We start from the raw sequence: 17,121 nt of genomic DNA, 5'->3' as shown, positions 1-17,121 counted from the left end.
ACGACGTCCTGTCCGGCGGCGCCGGCGACGACGCCCTCTTCGGCGGCCCCGGCAACGACGCTCTCGACGGCGGTCCCGGTACCGACACCAACGACGGCGGATCCGGCCACAACAGCTGCGTCAACCCCACCAGCGGACCCGGCTGCTTCTGACCCGCCCCACCGCCCCCGACCCGTTGCCCACCCGAGACGGGTAGCCAGGCTGCATCCACGGAACTCTGCAGGGCACCCTCGGCCAACCCGTGGCCAAGCAGAGCGCGCGAGCTTTCCGGCAGACCTTTCCGGTCACAGCACTACAGGGGGGGAGGATGCGGTGGCGGAGTAGGTCGAATCCGGCGCGTCCGTGCATCTGCCTCGTGATCCGCTCGGTGCGAGCGCCCTTCTGTTACGAGTTCCACGTCCCGTCAGATCCGCCGGGCTGGGCTAATTCGCACCCACTCGCGCCCACTCGCGCGCATCCCCTTTCCGTATGTCGTCACCGTTCCCAATCAGTGTGTCGGACGGCACCGCCAAGGTCCCATTTGTTACCTTGCGACCCCAGAGAATGCCTACAAGGAATTGAACACGCCGGCCGGCGGACAAGAGCTTTCTTAGCCGAGTACTGGCGCGGCCTGGTCGAGAGGATGCGGATCATGCATGAACTTTCCCGTCGCGGAGTGCTCAAGGCAACGGCGGCCACCGGTGCCGGAGCGGTAATTCTCCCGGGTATTTCGGCCGCAGAAGCCCCGGCCGCGAGTGCCGCCGGCAAAGGGCCCAGTGAGGTGAAATGCAAGCCGGCGAAGCTGACCGGCCGCATTGTCCGTCCCGACGACGCCGGGTACGCGGACGCGAGCCTCGGCTGGGACGAGCTCTTCGTCCACTACCCGCTGGTCATCGTCTACGCGCAGAACACCCAGGATGTGGTCAACGCCCTCACGTGGGCTCGGCAGCATGACGTCGCGCTGCGGGTACGCAGCGGCCGTCACAGCCTTGAGGGCTGGTCGAACGTGGACAACGGCATCGTCATCGACGTAAGCGAGTTGAAGTCGGCTCACATCGACACGCACACCCATGTCGCGACGGTCGGCGCCGGGCTCACCCAGTTGGAGGCGGTGACCATGCTCGGGAAGAAGGACCTCGCGGTGACGACCGGATCGGAAGGCACCGTGGGCCTGTCCGGCGCGACGCTCGGCGGCGGCTTCGGCTTCCTCAACCGCTGGCTCGGCATGGCCTGCGACAGCCTGATCGGGGCCGAGGTCGTCGTCGCGTCGGGTGCCGAGTGCGCCAAGGTCGTCAAGGCGGACCTGAATCACAACTCGGATCTTCTCTGGGCGCTCCGCGGGGCGGGAAACGGCAACTTCGGGATCGTTACATCACTTACCTACAAGGTGACTCCACTCAAGAGCGTCGCTTACGTGCAAGCGACGTGGAACGGCCTCGGGGACCTGCACGCGGTCTTCGACACATGGCAGCGTACGGCGCCGATCGCCGACAACCGGCTCGGAAGCCAGCTCGAAGTCCACAGAGACAAGATTCTGCTGTTCGCGGTTCTCGCGAAGGGGACGGCGGCGGAGGCGAAGAAGATGCTCGCCCCGATCCTGTCGGTCGGCAGCCCCGATGTCTCCACGCAGGTCGGTAACTGGGGTGACGTATATGCGGGATTCCAGATCCCGACCCAGGCCGATCCCGCGAACTGGAAGTTCTTCTCACAGTTCACCAGAAAGCCGTTCCCGAAGAAGGCGATCAGCCTGATCGGCTCGTTCATGCAGGACGCCCCATCCGATGCCAGCAACTTCTTCACCCAGTCCTTCGGCGGGGCGGTCAGGAAGAGCCCCCGCGGTGGTACAGCGTTCACTCACCGCGACGCGATCTTCTACTCCGAGCCCGGCGCCGGCTGGGGGACTCGCGGACAAGCGGGCAGCGGCGACGCGATCACCCCGCAGGCCCAAGCCTGGATCGCCGAGTTCAGCCAGGCGCTGCGGCCCTATGTGAACGGCGCCTACGTCAACGTGCCGAACGTCGGAATGCAGGAGTGGGAGACCGCCTACTGGGGATCCAACTTCGACCGACTGCGCGAGATCAAGGCGAAGTACGACCCCTACAACGTCTTCAAGTACGAGCAGAGCATCCCGCCCGCGACGTTGCACGGGCATGCGTGACCTACGTCAGCCGGAGACACTCGTCGAGCCCGTCCAGATCCGTGCGGCCCCCGAGGAGGCGGTCCGCCGACCCGCGGCGGGCTCGCGCACTTCGCATGAGGCGTTCCGACGGCGCCCCTGCGGTCCGCGACGCGGCGAATCTGGCGCCGCGACCAGGAAGGTGACCGGCACGACACCCGGCTCCTGCCGCTGCTCGACGCCGCCTTGGCCCGGCCGCACCAGTCCGAACGGCTCCGCACCCGCTACGAGCGGCGCGCTGATATCGACCAGGACCTGCTCGGACCGACCTGCGGTCTCATGCGCCACCGCCGCCTCCGCGCCTCCTTCCGAAACGATCGGTCAGTCGAAGAGGGCGACGAGTCCGTTCACCCAGATCGCGAGGAACACGAGGACCGCCACCAGGCAGCCGGCGCCCGCCAGCACACCGCCGACCGTCCAGGGCCCGGAGGGCACCTCGCACCTGTCCTCCGGGTCGTCCCGGTAGGAGGCGGGGTCGTCCCAGTCGACGGGATGCCCCAGCTCCTCGGCGCAGGCGGTCCGCACCGCGACGAGCTGCCCCTGCGCGAAGGCTGTGGCGGCCTCCGTCTCGGGGCCGCGCCACGCGAGGGCCCGCATCCGTCGTCCCGGAGACCCGTACCGCGCCTCGAAGGCGGCGGTCTCGTCGGCGTTCCGGTCCTCTTCGAGGTACGTCCAGCGTCCGGCCTCGGCGGCGTCGCCGTAGAGCCGGTACACCTCGGCCAGCCGACGGCGCGGCGCCAGGTCGTGCGGGAAGGACGAGACGAGACCACGCAGGCGCTGGCGCGCGACGGGAACCCGGCCGGCCTCCAGGTCCGCCTCGACTCGGGCAAGGGTCTCTCTCAGGGGCATGAACGCATGATCGAGTACCGCACCGACCTGCGTCGACCTGGTTTTGTCGCTCAGCACCCACCCGGCTCTTCAACCGCGTCGGCCGAACTCACCGGGGCGCGACCTCCCGGTCACCGGACGGCTGCTCCGGGCCCGGGAGCCGGAGGGCTGGGCAACTCGCCTGGAATCAGGGGAAGTTGACCGGTGGGTTGACCGGTGCGGCCCGGCGGACGTCCGTCGTGGGGCCGCCGCCGTCGGCCGGGCCGTCGTCCGGGCCCGCCAAGTGGGCTCGGCCGGGCCACCGTTGGCCGGTGGCCCGGCGTGCGGGTCATCTGTCCCGGGCCGCCTGCGCGGTGCGCTGCCGGTGACGTGAGATGCGCTGGCACGGTGGCCGGGTCAGGGTGACCTGCCGGACCAGTTGCTGGAAGCAGGTCAGGGCCGCCAGGGCCGGCAGCACGGCCGCGGCCACCCCGGTGAACGACCTCTCGGCCTCGGCCACGCACAACGTCATCGCGACCGAGGAGAACAGCAGCACCACGCACCAGGAGTGCAGGGCGCGCCGCCGGTGCAGCGCGGTCCGCAGGACGGAGAGCGAGGCCACCATCCAGGGGCCGTAGACGAGCAGTGGCCACCAGCGCAGCGGGCCGCTGCGGGTACTGGCCGCGATGTGCTGCAGCGGGGCGTAGGCGGCCAGGCCGCCGAAGACGCTCACCATCGCCACGATGGCGGCGGCGAGCGCCGCGATCAGGAAGCTGACCGTCTGCAGCCACGTGATGCGCAGCTTCCGCGTCCGCACCTTGCGGTGCCCGGCCGGATGGCGCCGGATGGGCGGCAGTTCGCTGGTGATCCGGGCAAGGTTCTCCAACGGGTCGCCCGTGCCGTGCTCGGTGCCGTGCGCGGGCTCGGCCCCGGTGCCGGACGGCGTCTCGGGCCCGTACCGCGGTTCCGGTCCGTACGCTGGTTCCGGCCCGTAGGGCGGCTCGCCCGCGTGGACGGTCCCGGTGCCGTGCGACGGTTCCGGCCCGTACGGCGGTTCGGTGCCGTAGGACGGATCGGGCCCGTACCCGGTTGTGGTGCCGTAGGACGGATCGGGCCCGTACCCGGTTGTGGTGCCGTAGGACGGATCGGGCCCGTACCCGGTTGTGGTGCCGTAGGACGGATCAGGCCCGTACCCGGTCCCGGTGCCGTAGGACGGCTCCGCCGGGCCGTACACCGGCTCGGTGCCGTACGGCCCCCCGTTGCGCGGGGGCGGTACGGGGGCGGTCTGCTGTGCCGCCTGCGCGCTCGCGGCGTCCTGCAGCAGATAGGTGAGTTCCTCGACCGGGTCCCAGCTCTCCTCCAGGGGGGTCGTCGAATAGAAATCCGCGTATTCGTTGTTCACGGAAAAGACCCGCCCCCGTCAGCCGGCCGCGTGGCAGCCGGACCGTCCCTGGTCGTTCCGGCGCCGGCCGAGGTTCCCCCGGGCTGTTCGGAGCACCCTCAAGCGCCTCGCTTTCGTCATATTCCGCTAACGCGGCCGAACTCCTCCGGATGTGCGGCATTCGAGTGAGTCCGATCCGGGCAGGGGGGTGCGGACGTCATTTCTCATGAAGAGTCGAATACTCGGTTAACTTAAAAGGCGTTCAACCCGGAAAAGCGGGGGACAGGCCCGCCGTCAGCAGACGCCGGGAGGATCCCGTCCCGTCCGCCGGGACCGTGTAGAGGTCGGCCCCGTAGTCGCCCGGCAGCGCGTACACCACGGTGTGGTCGTCCCGCCACAGCGCCTGGTCGTCCACGCTCCGGGTCTCCGCCAGCGGGGTCTCGCGCATCGTGCGCAGGTCAAGGACGTACAGGCGCCAGGGGGCGTCCTCGGGCAGGCCCCTGACCCGCTTCTTGTAGGCGACGCGGGTGCCGTCGGGGGAGAGGGACGGGCACTCGACGTCGGTGTGCAGCGTGGTGACCGTGCGGGTGCGCAGATCGCCGCGCACCAGGTAGGTGCTGCCCCCGGTCGCCATCGTCGCGTAGAACGTGCGGTCGTCGTCGGCGAACGTCACGCCCCAGAAGTTCACGTCGGCAGCGCGGTGGGGGTGCCCGTCCTTGACGATCCGGAAGGACTCCAGGGTCGGGATCAGCCGGCCGGTCCGGGTGTCCACGATGGCAGCCCGGGTGGAGAAATCGGTGCCCGCGTACGAGTCGCCGCCCACGAACGCCGTCCAGGCGGCGAAGTGCCCGGTGGGCGAGACCCGGGCCCGGGAGGGGATGCCGGGGACGTCGTAGCGCGCCCGTTCCTTCAGGCGCGCGTCCAGGACCAGCGCGCGGTAGGTGTCCGAGACCGGGCCGTGCACCGCCTGCAGGCAGATCCCGGTGCCGGCGGCGGCGTGGAAGCGCAGGCACTTGACGCCCGAGGCGGTGCGCGGCCCCGACGGGTCGGCGGCCGGGACCGCGGTCAGCTCGTCGCGGTGCGGGCCCCACGCCATGTTGCGGAACACCATCCGGCCGGGGCCGGTCAGCGACACCGGACCGCTCGCCACCGCGGGGCCGCCGGCCCGCGCGCGGTCGCGGCGGTCGGCGCGCGCCGACGCGTGCAGCACGGACGCCAGGGCGACCGCCGCCAGCACCGCGACGGCCGTGAGCAGGATCAGCAGGCGGGCGCGTGCGGTCATGGGATGGCGGTGCCTTCCGGTGGGCCCGGGGCACGGGAGGTGCTCCCGGGGCGCAGGAGGAGGGAGAAGGCCGCGCACCCGGCCAGCGCGGCGGTCGCCCCGGCCAGTGCCGCGCGGTCGCCCCACACCGTCCAGACCGCGCCGAACAGCAGCGAGCAGGCGAAACGGGCCAGTGCCTGCCCGGTCTGCACGACGGCCAGGCCCGAGGAGCGCAGCCCCTGCGGCACGCCGTCCGAGGCCGCAGCCATCAGCACCCCGTCGGTGGCCGCGTAGAAGGCGCCGTGCAGGGCCAGGACGAGGTACGGCAGGGCGGCGCCGTGCCAGGAGGCGAGCAGCAGGGCGTAGCACAGGAGCAGGGCCGCGTGGCCGGCCAGGAAGACCGCCCAGCGGCCCACCCGGTCCGCCAGTCGGCCCAGCGCCACCGCCAGCAGCAGGAACGCGGCGGCGGTGCCGAGCGGCAGCAGCGGGAACCAGCGGTCGGGCACGTCGAGGCGGCGCTGCAGCAGCAGGTAGACGAAGGAGTCGCTGACCGTGGCGAGGCCGAGCAGCAGCGCGCAGCCGGCCACCCGGCGCAGGTCGCGGTGGCGCAGCAGGCCCAGCGCCGCGCGCACCGTGGGACGCTCGGCCGGCGGCGCGGCCGGGGCCGTCCCCGCGGGGTGGCCGCCCGGCACGAACAGCACCAGCACCAGCACCCCGGTCACCGCCACGCAGAAGCTGACCGTGAACACCGCGTCGTAGCCGTCCACCGTGGCCCGCAGGATCAGGAAGGCCACGAGCGGGCCGAGCAGGGCACCCGCGGTGTCCATCGCGCGGTGCACCCCGAACGCCCGGCCGCGGGTCTCCGGCGTGCTGGACAGCGAGATCAGCGCGTCCCGGGGAGCCGTGCGCAGCCCCTTGCCGGTGCGGTCGGCGGCCAGGACGATCCCGATCGGCGTGAGCGAGTGCGCCACCAGCAGCAGGGGCTTGCACAGCGCGGAGAGGCCGTAGCCGAGCCCCGCCACCCGCTTGTGCCGGCCGCCGCCCCGGTCGGCCAGGTGCCCGCCCACGAGCCGTACGACGGCCGAGAAGCCGTTGTGGATGCCGTCGAGCAGGCCGAAGCCCAGCGGGGACAGGCCGAGCCCGGCCACCAGGTACAGCGGCAGCACCGCGGTGACCATCTCGGACGACACGTCGGTGACCAGGCTGACCGTGCCGAGGGCGAACACCGTGGGGGCGACCGCGGCGGGGCGCCGTCCGGCCGGCCGGACGGCGCCTTCCGCGGACGCCGGCGTACCGGCGCGGCTGTCCGCTACGTACACGTCAGGACGCCCAGACGCCGGTGATGTCCTCGGCGCCGGCCGCGTTGCCCGCGTGCGTGCTCAGGCCCTGGGTGTCCTCCAGGGTGCGCAGCAGGTCGTAGTGGTTGTACGTGGTGGAGGACGACGCGCCCGGGGTGACCGGCTGCCCGTACAGGACCGTGGGGATGCGGTTGCCGCTGAGCCGGTTGTCCTCGTCGAAGGTGACGACGAGCAGGCTGTTGTGCGTCCTGGCCCATGTCGCGTAGGCGCCCAGCTTGTTCTGCAGCCAGGTGTCGCCCGTCGACACCGAGCAGTCGTGCATGTCGCTGCACAGGTTGGGGATCACGAAGGAGAGCTGGGGCAGGGTCGAGTAGTCCGAGGGGAACTGCGCGAGGGTCCGGGCGCTCGAGGTGGGCACGTTGCTGAAACCGAACCACGGGTTGTGCTTGCGGGCGTACTTGCCGCTGCTGCACGTGGTCGACCCCTGGCTGGGCAGCGTCTCGTTGTAGCTGGCCCAGCTACGGCCGGCGGCGATCATCTCGGAGGCCAGGTTCGGAGCGGACGAGAAGCCCGGGGTGTAGCAGCTGTCGTCGGTGATGCCCTGCGTCGAGCCGGAGAACAGGGCGAAGTAGTTGGGCTGGCTCGGGTGGGTCTCGGCGTACGTCCGGCTCAGGTTGGCGCCGCCGGACTTGAGCGAGTTGATGTACGGCGCGCTGGAGGAGCCGATGACCTGGTTGTAGGCGTGGTTCTCGAAGACCACGACGACCACGTGGTCAGGGCTCGGCACGGCGCCCGCGGCGTGCGCGGACTCACCGGCGAGACCGGTCCACAGACCGATCGCGGCCGCGGCGAGAGCGGTCACCGAGGCCACGAGCGTTCGGGCACGGCGGTACACGGGACTGCCGGACACATCAACCTCCGGGAGGGGTACGGGGCTGGCGGTGCGAGGAGAGCATGCGCACGCCAACGTTCGTGCGGCCCACGGGCCCGGACTCCGCGGATGAAGAGCCGGTGAACTGCTGGGTGCCGCCCTCGACCGCGCCGGCATGCCGCCACCGGCACCAGGCGGCCCCGGCCCCACTGCGGTTAGGCTCGGCGCAGGACGAGGTGGACTGATCGCAGGGGAGGCCGGGCATGACGCCGGGGCGCAGGAGCAGTACCTTCACGCGGCTGCTGCGGCACGGCTTCACCGACCCGTCCGACGCCGAGCGCCTCCTGGACGGCGCCGAGCTGGCGGCGGTGCGCGACGACCCGGTCCTGCTGGAGGCCCTGGGCGCCACCGCCGACCCGGACCTCGCCCTGCACGGACTCGTCCGGCTCCTGGAGGCGCAGCCCGCCCCGACCGCCCGCCGCGAGCTGCTGGACACGCTGACCGCGGCCAAGCCGCTGCGCGACCGCCTGCTCGGCGTCCTCGGCGCCTCCGCGGCCCTCGCCGACCACCTCGCCCGGCACGCCGGCGACTGGCAGGCACTGGTCACCTACGAGCCCCGGGACCTCCATCCCGGGGTGGAGGAGTTCGAGCGGGGGCTCGCGGAGGCCACCGACCCCGTCTCCCTCCGGGTGGCCTACCGCCGCTGTCTGCTGTCCATCGCCGCCCGGGACGTCTGCGGCACCATCGACGTCGCCGACACCGCCGCCGAGCTGGCCGACCTCGCCACCGCCACCCTGCGCGCCGCCCTGTCCCAGGCCCGGCAGGCCGCCCCGGAGGACGCCGCGGCCTGCCGTCTCGCGGTGATCGCGATGGGCAAGTGCGGCGGCCACGAGCTGAACTACGTCTCCGACGTCGACGTGATCTTCGTGGCCGAGGCGGCCGACGGCGCGGACGAGGACAAGGCCCTCAGATCCGCCACCCGGCTGGCCGCGCACATGATGCGGATCTGCTCGGAGACCACGGTCGAGGGCTCCATCTGGCCCGTCGACGCCAACCTCCGCCCCGAGGGCCGCAACGGCCCCCTGGTGCGCACGCTCAGCAGCCACCTCGCCTACTACCAGCGCTGGGCCAAGACCTGGGAGTTCCAGGCCCTGCTCAAGGCCCGCCCGGTCGCCGGGGACGCCGAGCTGGGCAAGGCCTACGCCGACGCCCTCGGCCCCCTGGTCTGGCAGGCCGCCGAGCGGGAGAACTTCGTCGCCGACGTGCAGCGGATGCGCCGCCGGGTCATCGAGAACATCCCGGTCGCCGAGCTCGACCGCCAGCTCAAGCTCGGCCCGGGCGGGCTGCGGGACGTCGAGTTCGCCGTACAGCTCCTGCAGCTCGTGCACGGCCGCACCGACGCCACCCTGCGCAGCGGCACCACCCTGGACGCGCTGCGCGCCCTCGCGGCCGGCGGCTACGTGGGCCGCGAGGACGCCGCCCGCCTCGACGAGGCCTACCGCTTCCTGCGCTCCATGGAGCACCGCATCCAGCTCTACCGGCTGCGCCGCACCCACCTCGTCCCCGAGGAGCAGGCCGACCTGCGCCGCCTCGGCCGCTCCCTGGACCTGCGCACCGACCCGGTGACCGGCCTGCAGCGCGAGTGGAAGCGGCACGCCGGCGCCGTGCGGCGGCTGCACGAGAAGCTCTTCTACCGCCCGCTGCTCGACGCGGTCGCCCAGCTCGCGCCCGGTGAGGCCCGGCTCAGTGCCGAGGCGGCCCGCGAGCGCATGGTCGCCCTCGGCTACGCCGACCCGGCCGCCGCCCTGCGGCACCTGGAGGCCCTCGCCTCCGGGGTGACCCGCAAGGCCGCCATCCAGCGCACCCTGCTGCCCGTCCTGCTCGGCTGGTTCGCCGACTCCGCCGACCCGGACGCCGGCCTGCTCAACTTCCGCAAGGTCTCCGACGCGCTCGGCAAGACCCCCTGGTACCTGCGGCTCCTGCGGGACGAGGGCGCCGCCGCCGAGAACCTGGCCCGCGTCCTGTCCGCCGGCCGCCTGGCCCCCGACCTGCTGATGCGCGCCCCCGAGGCGGTTGCCCTGCTCGGCGACGGCGACCGCGGCGGCGGCCTGGAGCCGCGCGAGCGCGGCCAGCTCGAGCAGGAGGTCCTCGCCGCCGTGCGCCGCGCGGAGAACGCCGCCCAGGGCGTCACCGCGGCCCGCGGCGTCCGCCGCCGCGAACTGTTCCGCACGGCCGCCGCCGACATCGTCGGCTCCTACGGCACCGAGACCAGTCCCGCCGAGGCCGACCAGGGCGCCCTGGTGGACCGGGTCGGCTCCGCCGTCTCCGACCTCACCGCCGCCACCCTGGCCGGCACCCTGCGCGCCGTGGCCCGCGAGGGCTGGGGCGACACCCTGCCCACCCGGTTCGCCATCATCGCGATGGGCCGCTTCGGCGGGAACGAACTGGGCTACGGCTCCGACGCGGACGTGCTGTTCGTGCACGAACCGCAGGACGGGGTCGCCGAACAGGAGGCCACGGCGGCCGCCAACAAGGTCGTCTCCGAGATGCGCCGGCTGCTGCAGCTCCCCAGCGCCGACCCGCCGCTGCTCATCGACGCCGGGCTGCGCCCCGAGGGCAAGACGGGCCCGCTGGTGCGCACCCTGAAGTCGTACGAGGCCTACTACCGCCGCTGGTCCCTGGTCTGGGAGTCGCAGGCGCTGCTGCGGGCCGAGCCGGTGGCCGGGGACGCCGATCTCGGCCGCCGCTTCATCGAGCTGATCGACCCGCTGCGCCACCCGCAGGCCGGGCTCGGCGAGGACGCGGTCCGGGAGATCCGCCGGCTCAAGGCCCGCATGGAGTCCGAGCGGCTCCCGCGCGGCGCCGACCCCAAACTGCACACCAAGCTCGGCCCCGGCGGCCTGTCCGACGTCGAGTGGACCGTGCAACTGCTCCAGCTCCGGTACGGCGCGCGCGAGCCCGGCCTGCGCACCACCCGTACCCGCGCCGCCCTGGCCGCCGCCCGGGAGGCCGGGCTGCTCTCCGCCGAGGACACCGCCGTGCTCGACGAGGCGTGGGTCCTGGCCACCCGGGTGCGCAACGCGGTCATGCTGGTCCGGGGCCGGGCCGGCGACACCTTCCCCACCGAGCCGCGCGAACTGTCCGCCGTCGGCCGCTACCTCGGCTACGGCTCCGGGCACGCCGGGGACATGCTGGACGCCTACCGCCGCACCGCCCGCAGGGCGCGCACGGTCGTGGAGCAGCAGTTCTACGGGGACGGTGCCTGAGCCCGCGCCGCGGACCGCGACGGCACCAGCCTCGGCAGCCCGTACGGCAGGCTGCCGTACCAGAGCCGGGCGACCGTGAAGCCGAGGGCCAGGCAGACGGCCCCGCCCACCGCGTCCAGCCAGAAGTGGTTGGCGGTCGCGACGATCACCAGCAGGGTCGCCGCCGGATACACCAGTCCCAGCACCCGCACCCACGGCACCGACGCCAGTGCGAAGACGGTCAGCCCGCACCACAGCGACCAGCCGATGTGCATCGACGGCATCGCCGCGTACTGGTTCGACATGTGCTTCAGGTCGCCCGAGGCCATCGAGCCCCAGGTGTGGTGCACCATCACCGTGTCGACGAAGCGCCCGCCGTTCATCAGCCGGGGCGGGGCCAGCGGGAACAGGTAGTAGCCGGCCAGGGCCGCCCCCGTGGTCGCGAACAGCGTCAGCCGGGTCGCCGCGTAGCGCCCGGGATGCCGGCGGTACAGCCACACCAGAACGCCGATGGTGATCACGAAGTGCAGCGTGGCGTAGTAGTAGTTCATCCCGACGATCAGCCAAGTCACCGTGTCGACGGCGTGGTTGACGGACTGCTCGACGGCGATGCCCGCATGGTGCTCGGCCCGCCAGACCCAGTCGGCGTTGCGCAGCGCCTTCGCCCGCTGCTCCGGGACCGCGTTGCGGATCATGGAGTACGTCCAGTAACTCACCGCGATCAGCAGGATCTCGAACCACAGCCGGGGGCGGCGCGGGCTGCGCGGACCGTGCCGGCGGCCCCGAGTGTCCTCGCCCGTGACGGCCCGCGGAACGGCCACCTCCTCGCGACCTTCCGGCTGTGTCACGGTCGAGTCACTCATGGTCACAGAGTCTGCCAGAAAAGACTTCTCCGACAGATCATCCCAAGCCCGGTTCCGGGCCGCACGTCCTGGGGCGCGCCCGGACCCCTGCCCGCGCCGCCGGCAGGGCCGTCACGCGTGCGCGCCGGGCCAGTGGGCGTCGTTCGCAGGTCAGGTCTGCGGCGCCCGGCACGGCACCTCGCCGCGTGGTCGGATCAGCCGAGTACGCGCGGTGCCCGGCGGATCCTCCGCCCGTGCGAGGCACCGCACCGGACGCCGCGGCCCGATCCGAGCGACGTCCCCTAGCCGCGGGCGCGGTCCCCGGGGGCGGAGGCGGTCGAACCGCGCACCACCAGCTCGGGCATGAACACGAACTCGCTGTGCGGCGCGGGCGTCCCCCCGATGTCCTCCAGCAGCGTGCGCACGGCGGCCTGCCCCATCGCCGGGACCGGCTTGCGGACCGTGGTCAGCGGCGGGTCGGTGAACGCGATCAGCGGGGAGTCGTCGAAGCCCACCACCGAGATGTCCCGCGGCACCTCGAGGCCGAGCTGCCGGGCGGCCCGTATCGCGCCGAGCGCCATCATGTCGCTCGCGCAGACCACCGCCGTGCAGTCCCGCCCGATCAGGGCGGCCGCAGCCGCCTGGCCGCCCTCCAGGGTGTACAGCGAGTGCTGGATCAGCTCGGTCTCCACCGTCTGCGCGGAGAGCCCGAGCTGCTCCTGCACGGCGCGCACGAAGCCCTCGATCTTGCGCTGCACCGGCACGAACCGCTTCGGGCCGAGCGCCAGCCCGATGCGGGTGTGGCCCAGCGACGCGAGGTGCGTGACGGCCAGCGACATCGCGGCCCGGTCGTCCGGCGAGATGAAGGGCGCCTGCACCTTCGGCGAGAACCCGTCCACCAGCACGAACGGGACGCCCTGTGCCCGCAGCCGCTCGTAGCGCTGCATGTCGGCGGTGGTGTCCGCGTGCAGCCCCGAGACGTAGATGATCCCCGCCACGCCGCGGTCCACGAGCATCTCGGTCAGCTCGTCCTCCGTCGACCCGCCCGGGGTCTGGGTGGCGAGCACCGGGGTGTAGCCCTGCCGGGTCAGCGCCTGGCCGATGACCTGGGCCAGGGCCGGGAATATCGGGTTCTCCAGCTCGGGGGTGATCAGCCCGACGAGCCCCTCGCTGCGCTGCCGCAGCCGCACCGGACGCTCGTAGCCGAGCACGTCCAGCGCGGCCAGCACGGACTGGCGGGTGGTGGCAGCGACGCCGGGCTTGCCGTTGAGAACGCGGCTGACGGTCGCTTCGCTCACCCCCGCCTGCGCAGCGATGTCCGCAAGCCGTGTGGTCACGGCACCGGACTGTACCGGCCGGACCCCACCTTGCACACCGACGGGACGCCGTGCGCGGGCGGCTGACCGGCCTGCCGTGGATTGCTGCCTCATCGCGCTCCTCGTCCTTCGCGGTCCCTTGTGAGGTCCTTGCCGAGCCGATGTCCGCTCGCAAGGGGATGATTCCGGCGACGGAGACGGATGGCAAGGCCTTGCAGAGTCTTGCACAAGTGTCCGTCAACCCGCGTACCGGCGACGCCTCGGGGTTTCGGTGCGATGCGGCGCAGGTCACGGCCAGGTAACCCTCGTGTTCTCTTGCACTTTTTTGCTGCAAGGTCTTTCGCGGGGCTTACAACGCTGTTACGTTCCTGGTCGCCCGGCCGCCGCAACGGCGCAGTCGGCAAGACAGCGGGGCCGGTGGACGGGACCGCCCCTGCATCACACGGGCTTTAACCCTCAAGGAGAACTCATGCGGCGTGGCATAGCGGCCTCCGCGCTGGTGGCGTCCCTCGCCCTGGCGGCGACGGCGTGCGGCGGTGGCGACAGCGACAGCAAGTCGGACGGCCCGGTCACCATCACCTGGTGGGACACCTCCAACGCCACCAACGAGGCACCGACGTACAAGGCCTTGGTCCAGCAGTTCGAGGCCGCCAACAAGGACGTCAAGGTCAAGTACGTCAACGTGCCCTTCGACCAGGCGCAGAACAAGTTCGACACCGCGGCCGGCTCCAAGGGCGCCCCGGACGTGCTGCGCTCCGAGGTCGGCTGGACCCCCGCCTTCGCCAAGAAGGGCTACTTCCTGCCGCTGGACGGCACCGACGCCCTCGCCGACCAGGACAAGTTCGAGCCGAACCTGATCAAGCAGGCGCAGTACGAGGGCAAGACCTACGGCGCGCCGCTGGTCACCGACACCCTCGCCCTGGTGTACAACAAGGCCCTGTTCAAGAAGGCCGGCATCACCGAGGCCCCCAAGACCTGGGACGAGCTGAAGTCCGATGCCGCGAAGGTCCAGGCCAAGGCGGGCGTGCCCGGCTACTGGGGCTCCACCCAGGCCTACTACGCCCAGTCCTTCCTGTACGGCGAGGGCACCGACACCGTCGACGCCGCCGCCAAGAAGGTCACCGTGAACTCGGCCGCCGCCAAGAAGGCCTACGGCACCTGGCTGAGCCTGTTCTCCGGCAAGGGCCTGCACAAGGCCGACACCACCGCCGACGCCTACGCCCACATCCAGGACGCCTTCGTCAACGGCAAGGTCGCCGCGATCATCCAGGGCCCCTGGGAGATCACGAACTTCTACAAGGGCAGCGCCTTCCAGGACAAGTCCAACCTCGGCATCGCCACCGTCCCGGCCGGCTCGGCCGGCAAGGCGGGCGCCCCGACCGGCGGCCACAACCTCGCGGTCTACGCCGGCTCCGACAAGGCCCACCAGGCCGCGGCGCTGAAGTTCGTGAAGTTCATGACCTCGGCGAAGTCCCAGGAGACCATCGCCCTGAAGAACTCCACCCTGCCGACCCGCGGCGACGCCTACACCGCCGAGGTCAAGGCCGACCCCGGCATCGCCGGCTACCAGGGTGTCCTCTCCGCCGCCCAGCCCCGCCCGGCGCTGCCCGAGTACAGCTCCCTGTGGGGTCCGCTGGACACCGAGCTGCCCAAGATCGCGGGTGGCAAGGAGTCGCTGGACAAGGGTCTGAGCAACGCCGAGCTCGCCGTCGCCAAGCTGGTGCCCGACTTCAGCAAGTGAGCCCGGGTGGCCGCCGGATCCGCTCCCCGAAGGGGGAAGGATCCGGCGGCCACCGCCCTGTGCCCGGCCCAACCCTGATCTTCCAGAAGGTGTCGAACCATGACAGTCGCCATCGACCGCGCGACCGGCAAGCGCCGCGGTGACCGCGCGCCTCGGCCCGGGCTGGGCCGGCGCCTCAAGGACGGATACCAGCGCCACTGGTACGCCTACGCGATGATCGCACCGGTGGCAGTCGTGCTCGGCGTGCTGGTGCTCTACCCCCTGGTGTACGGCCTCTACCTGACGCTCACCGACGCCAACAGCCTCAACACCGCCCGCACCATCGGTGTCAACCACATCGACGCCACCTACAAGTTCATCGGGCTCGACAACTACAAGGACATCCTGTTCGGCCCGACGTCGTACGACCGCTTCTGGTCGCACTTCGTCTGGACGATCGTCTGGACCGCCCTCTGCGTCGCCCTGCACTACTGCATCGGGCTGGGCCTCGCCCTGCTGCTCAACCAGAAGCTGCGCGGCCGTACCGTCTACCGCCTGATCCTGATCCTGCCGTGGGCCGTGCCCACCTTCGTCACCGTCTTCGGCTGGCGCTTCATGCTCGCCGACGGAGGCATCATCAACACGGCGCTGGACGCGCTGCACCTGCCGTCCCCGTCGTGGCTGGAGGACACCTTCTGGCAGCGCTTCGCCGCCATCATGGTCAACACCTGGTGCGGTGTGCCCTTCATGATGGTCTCCCTGCTCGGCGGTCTGCAGTCCATCGACTCCTCGCTCTACGAGGCGGCCGAGATGGACGGCGCGAACGCCTGGCAGCGCTTCCGGTTCGTCACCCTGCCCGGGCTGAGGTCCGTCAGCTCCACGGTCGTCCTGCTGGGCATCATCTGGACGTTCAACCAGTTCGCCGTCATCTTCCTGCTCTTCGGCAACACCGCGCCGGACGCGCAGATCCTCGTCACCTGGGCCTACTACCTGGGCTTCGGACAGCAGCCGCGTGACTTCGCGCAGTCGGCCGCCTACGGCATCCTGCTGCTGGCCATCCTGATCGTCTTCACCTCGTTCTACCGCCGCTGGCTGAACCGCAACGAGCAGCAGCTCGCGATCTGAGGCAGGAGTTCCCATGACCACGACCACCGTCGAGACCTCCGCCCCGGTCACCGAACAGCGCGCGGCGCCGGAGACCCGCAGGGTCCGCCGCCGCGGCGAGAACGGCCGCCTCACCACGCTGGCCTCCCACGGCATCCTCACCGTCGCGAGCCTCATCGCCCTCTTCCCGATCGCCTGGCTGGTCTTCCTCTCGCTGGGCCCGGACAAGGACGACTACCTGCACCCAGGCGGCATCTGGCACAAGATGACGTTCAGCAACTACTCGTTCGTGCTGCAGCACACGGGCTTCTTCGACTGGATGAAGAGCTCGCTGATCGTCTCCCTGGGCACCACCGCGATCGGCGTCATGGTCGCCGCGACCACCGGCTACGCCGTGTCCCGGATGCGCTTCCCCGGCTACAAGAAGCTCATGTGGGTGCTGCTGGTCACCCAGATGTTCCCGATCGCCGTGCTCATCGTGCCGATGTACCAGATCCTCTCGGACCTGCAGCTCATCGACAGCTACCTGGGGCTGATCCTGGTCTACTGCTCGACCGCGGTGCCCTACAGCGCCTGGCTGCTCAAGGGCTACTTCGACACGATCCCGTTCGAGATCGACGAGGCGGGACGGGTCGACGGCCTCACCCCGTTCGGCACCTTCTTCCGGCTGATCCTGCCGCTCGCCAAGCCGGGCCTGGCGGTCGCCGCCTTCTACAACTTCATCACCGCGTTCGGTGAGGTGGCCTTCGCCTCGACGTTCATGCTCGACGACAGCAAGTACACCTTCGCCGTCGGTCTGCAGAGCTTCGTCAGCGAGCACGACGCCCAGCGCAACCTGATGGCGGCCACCGCCGTGCTGGTCGCGATACCCGTGTCCGCGTTCTTCTACCTCGTGCAGAAGAACCTCGTCACCGGCCTCACCGCCGGCGGCACCAAGGGCTGACGCCCGCCGGAGCAGCGCTCCCGCGCGCCGCAGCGCGCGCGGGTAGGCGGCCGCGGTGTCCATCCGACCCCGCCGGCACCGCGGCCGCCTCGCACGCAACGGCCCCGCCGCCGCACACACGCCCACCACTGACCCTTCCCCCACGCCCGGCCCCGCCCCGGCGGGGGGACCCCCACCG

Annotated in this window: 13 protein-coding genes; 6 read left to right on the top strand and 7 right to left on the bottom strand. The window is 71.6% G+C overall.

What is annotated here, in order from left to right; all coding sequences use genetic code 11:
* Window positions 1-8: 8 nt before the first annotated feature.
* Together MXD57_RS31495 and MXD57_RS11150 are read left to right on the top strand one after the other, a co-directional pair.
* Window positions 9-152, top strand: a complete 144-nt coding sequence (locus MXD57_RS31495; protein ID WP_284505397.1) for a hypothetical protein — start codon at window positions 9-11, stop codon at window positions 150-152.
* Between the two features lie 479 nt (window positions 153-631).
* Window positions 632-2,137 (top strand): FAD-binding oxidoreductase, encoded by a 1,506-nt coding sequence (locus tag MXD57_RS11150; protein ID WP_250401198.1) that lies wholly within the window; start codon window positions 632-634, stop codon window positions 2,135-2,137.
* A 339-nt stretch (window positions 2,138-2,476) separates the two neighbouring features.
* Here the strand turns inward: MXD57_RS11150 and MXD57_RS11145 are convergent, their stop codons facing one another.
* The 5 genes from MXD57_RS11145 to MXD57_RS11125 form a co-directional block, all read right to left on the bottom strand.
* Window positions 2,477-3,004, bottom strand: a complete 528-nt coding sequence (locus tag MXD57_RS11145) for a DUF6584 family protein (RefSeq protein WP_250401197.1) — start codon at window positions 3,002-3,004, stop codon at window positions 2,477-2,479.
* A gap of 307 nt (window positions 3,005-3,311) precedes the next feature.
* Window positions 3,312-4,364 carry a DUF2637 domain-containing protein gene (locus MXD57_RS31780; RefSeq protein ID WP_308290697.1) on the bottom strand — a complete coding sequence of 351 codons (1,053 nt, stop codon included), beginning with the start codon at window positions 4,362-4,364 and terminating at the stop codon, window positions 3,312-3,314.
* Between the two features lie 241 nt (window positions 4,365-4,605).
* Window positions 4,606-5,625, bottom strand: a complete 1,020-nt coding sequence (locus MXD57_RS11135; protein WP_250401196.1) for a TolB family protein — start codon at window positions 5,623-5,625, stop codon at window positions 4,606-4,608.
* On the bottom strand, window positions 5,622-6,923 hold the full coding sequence (locus MXD57_RS11130; RefSeq protein ID WP_250401195.1) for an MFS transporter: 1,302 nt from the start codon (window positions 6,921-6,923) through the stop codon (window positions 5,622-5,624). The genes MXD57_RS11135 and MXD57_RS11130 overlap by 4 nt, the downstream gene beginning before the upstream one ends.
* A 1-nt stretch (window position 6,924) precedes the next feature.
* On the bottom strand, window positions 6,925-7,812 hold the full coding sequence (locus tag MXD57_RS11125; protein WP_250401194.1) for an alkaline phosphatase family protein: 888 nt from the start codon (window positions 7,810-7,812) through the stop codon (window positions 6,925-6,927).
* 224 nt (window positions 7,813-8,036) lie between these two features.
* Here MXD57_RS11125 and MXD57_RS11120 point away from each other — a divergent pair, with 224 nt between their 5' ends.
* Complete coding sequence (locus tag MXD57_RS11120; protein ID WP_250401193.1) at window positions 8,037-11,039, top strand: bifunctional [glutamine synthetase] adenylyltransferase/[glutamine synthetase]-adenylyl-L-tyrosine phosphorylase; 3,003 nt, start codon at window positions 8,037-8,039, stop codon at window positions 11,037-11,039.
* Here MXD57_RS11120 and MXD57_RS11115 read toward each other — a convergent pair.
* Both MXD57_RS11115 and MXD57_RS11110 read right to left on the bottom strand, forming a co-directional pair.
* Window positions 11,021-11,881, bottom strand: coding sequence for a phosphatase PAP2 family protein (locus MXD57_RS11115; protein WP_250401192.1), 861 nt, complete (start codon window positions 11,879-11,881; stop codon window positions 11,021-11,023). The genes MXD57_RS11120 and MXD57_RS11115 overlap by 19 nt on opposite strands.
* A 281-nt stretch (window positions 11,882-12,162) precedes the next feature.
* Window positions 12,163-13,197, bottom strand: coding sequence for a LacI family DNA-binding transcriptional regulator (locus MXD57_RS11110; RefSeq protein WP_308290695.1), 1,035 nt, complete (start codon window positions 13,195-13,197; stop codon window positions 12,163-12,165).
* Window positions 13,198-13,645: 448 nt separating this feature from the next.
* Here MXD57_RS11110 and MXD57_RS11105 point away from each other — a divergent pair, with 448 nt between their 5' ends.
* From MXD57_RS11105 to MXD57_RS11095, 3 genes are all read left to right on the top strand, one after another.
* Entirely contained in the window at window positions 13,646-14,917 is a 1,272-nt protein-coding gene (locus MXD57_RS11105; protein ID WP_250401190.1) for an extracellular solute-binding protein, read from the top strand.
* A 99-nt stretch (window positions 14,918-15,016) separates the two neighbouring features.
* A complete protein-coding gene (locus MXD57_RS11100) occupies window positions 15,017-16,021 on the top strand; it encodes a carbohydrate ABC transporter permease (RefSeq protein ID WP_250401189.1) in 1,005 nt (334 codons plus the stop codon).
* A gap of 13 nt (window positions 16,022-16,034) precedes the next feature.
* Entirely contained in the window at window positions 16,035-16,943 is a 909-nt protein-coding gene (locus tag MXD57_RS11095) for a sugar ABC transporter permease (RefSeq protein ID WP_250401188.1), read from the top strand.
* Window positions 16,944-17,121: the final 178 nt, after the last annotated feature.

Origin of the sequence: Streptomyces cellostaticus, from assembly GCF_023630175.1 — a bacterium.
Lineage (GTDB): Bacteria > Actinomycetota > Actinomycetes > Streptomycetales > Streptomycetaceae > Streptomyces > Streptomyces cellostaticus_A.
This window is presented reverse-complemented; position numbering and strand designations above follow the sequence as displayed.

Bases quoted from the DNA above. Each gene is read 5' to 3' on its own strand.
- MXD57_RS11100 (WP_250401189.1), top strand. From the start codon at position 15,017: ATGACAGTCGCCATCGACCGCGCGACCGGCAAGCGCCGCGGTGACCGC.
- MXD57_RS11120 (WP_250401193.1), top strand. From the start codon at position 8,037: ATGACGCCGGGGCGCAGGAGCAGTACCTTCACGCGGCTGCTGCGGCAC.
- MXD57_RS11135 (WP_250401196.1), bottom strand. From the start codon at position 5,625: ATGACCGCACGCGCCCGCCTGCTGATCCTGCTCACGGCCGTCGCGGTG.
- MXD57_RS11115 (WP_250401192.1), bottom strand. From the start codon at position 11,881: ATGAGTGACTCGACCGTGACACAGCCGGAAGGTCGCGAGGAGGTGGCC.
- MXD57_RS11150 (WP_250401198.1), top strand. From the start codon at position 632: ATGCATGAACTTTCCCGTCGCGGAGTGCTCAAGGCAACGGCGGCCACC.
- MXD57_RS11105 (WP_250401190.1), top strand. From the start codon at position 13,646: ATGCGGCGTGGCATAGCGGCCTCCGCGCTGGTGGCGTCCCTCGCCCTG.
- MXD57_RS11095 (WP_250401188.1), top strand. From the start codon at position 16,035: ATGACCACGACCACCGTCGAGACCTCCGCCCCGGTCACCGAACAGCGC.
- MXD57_RS11145 (WP_250401197.1), bottom strand. From the start codon at position 3,004: ATGCCCCTGAGAGAGACCCTTGCCCGAGTCGAGGCGGACCTGGAGGCC.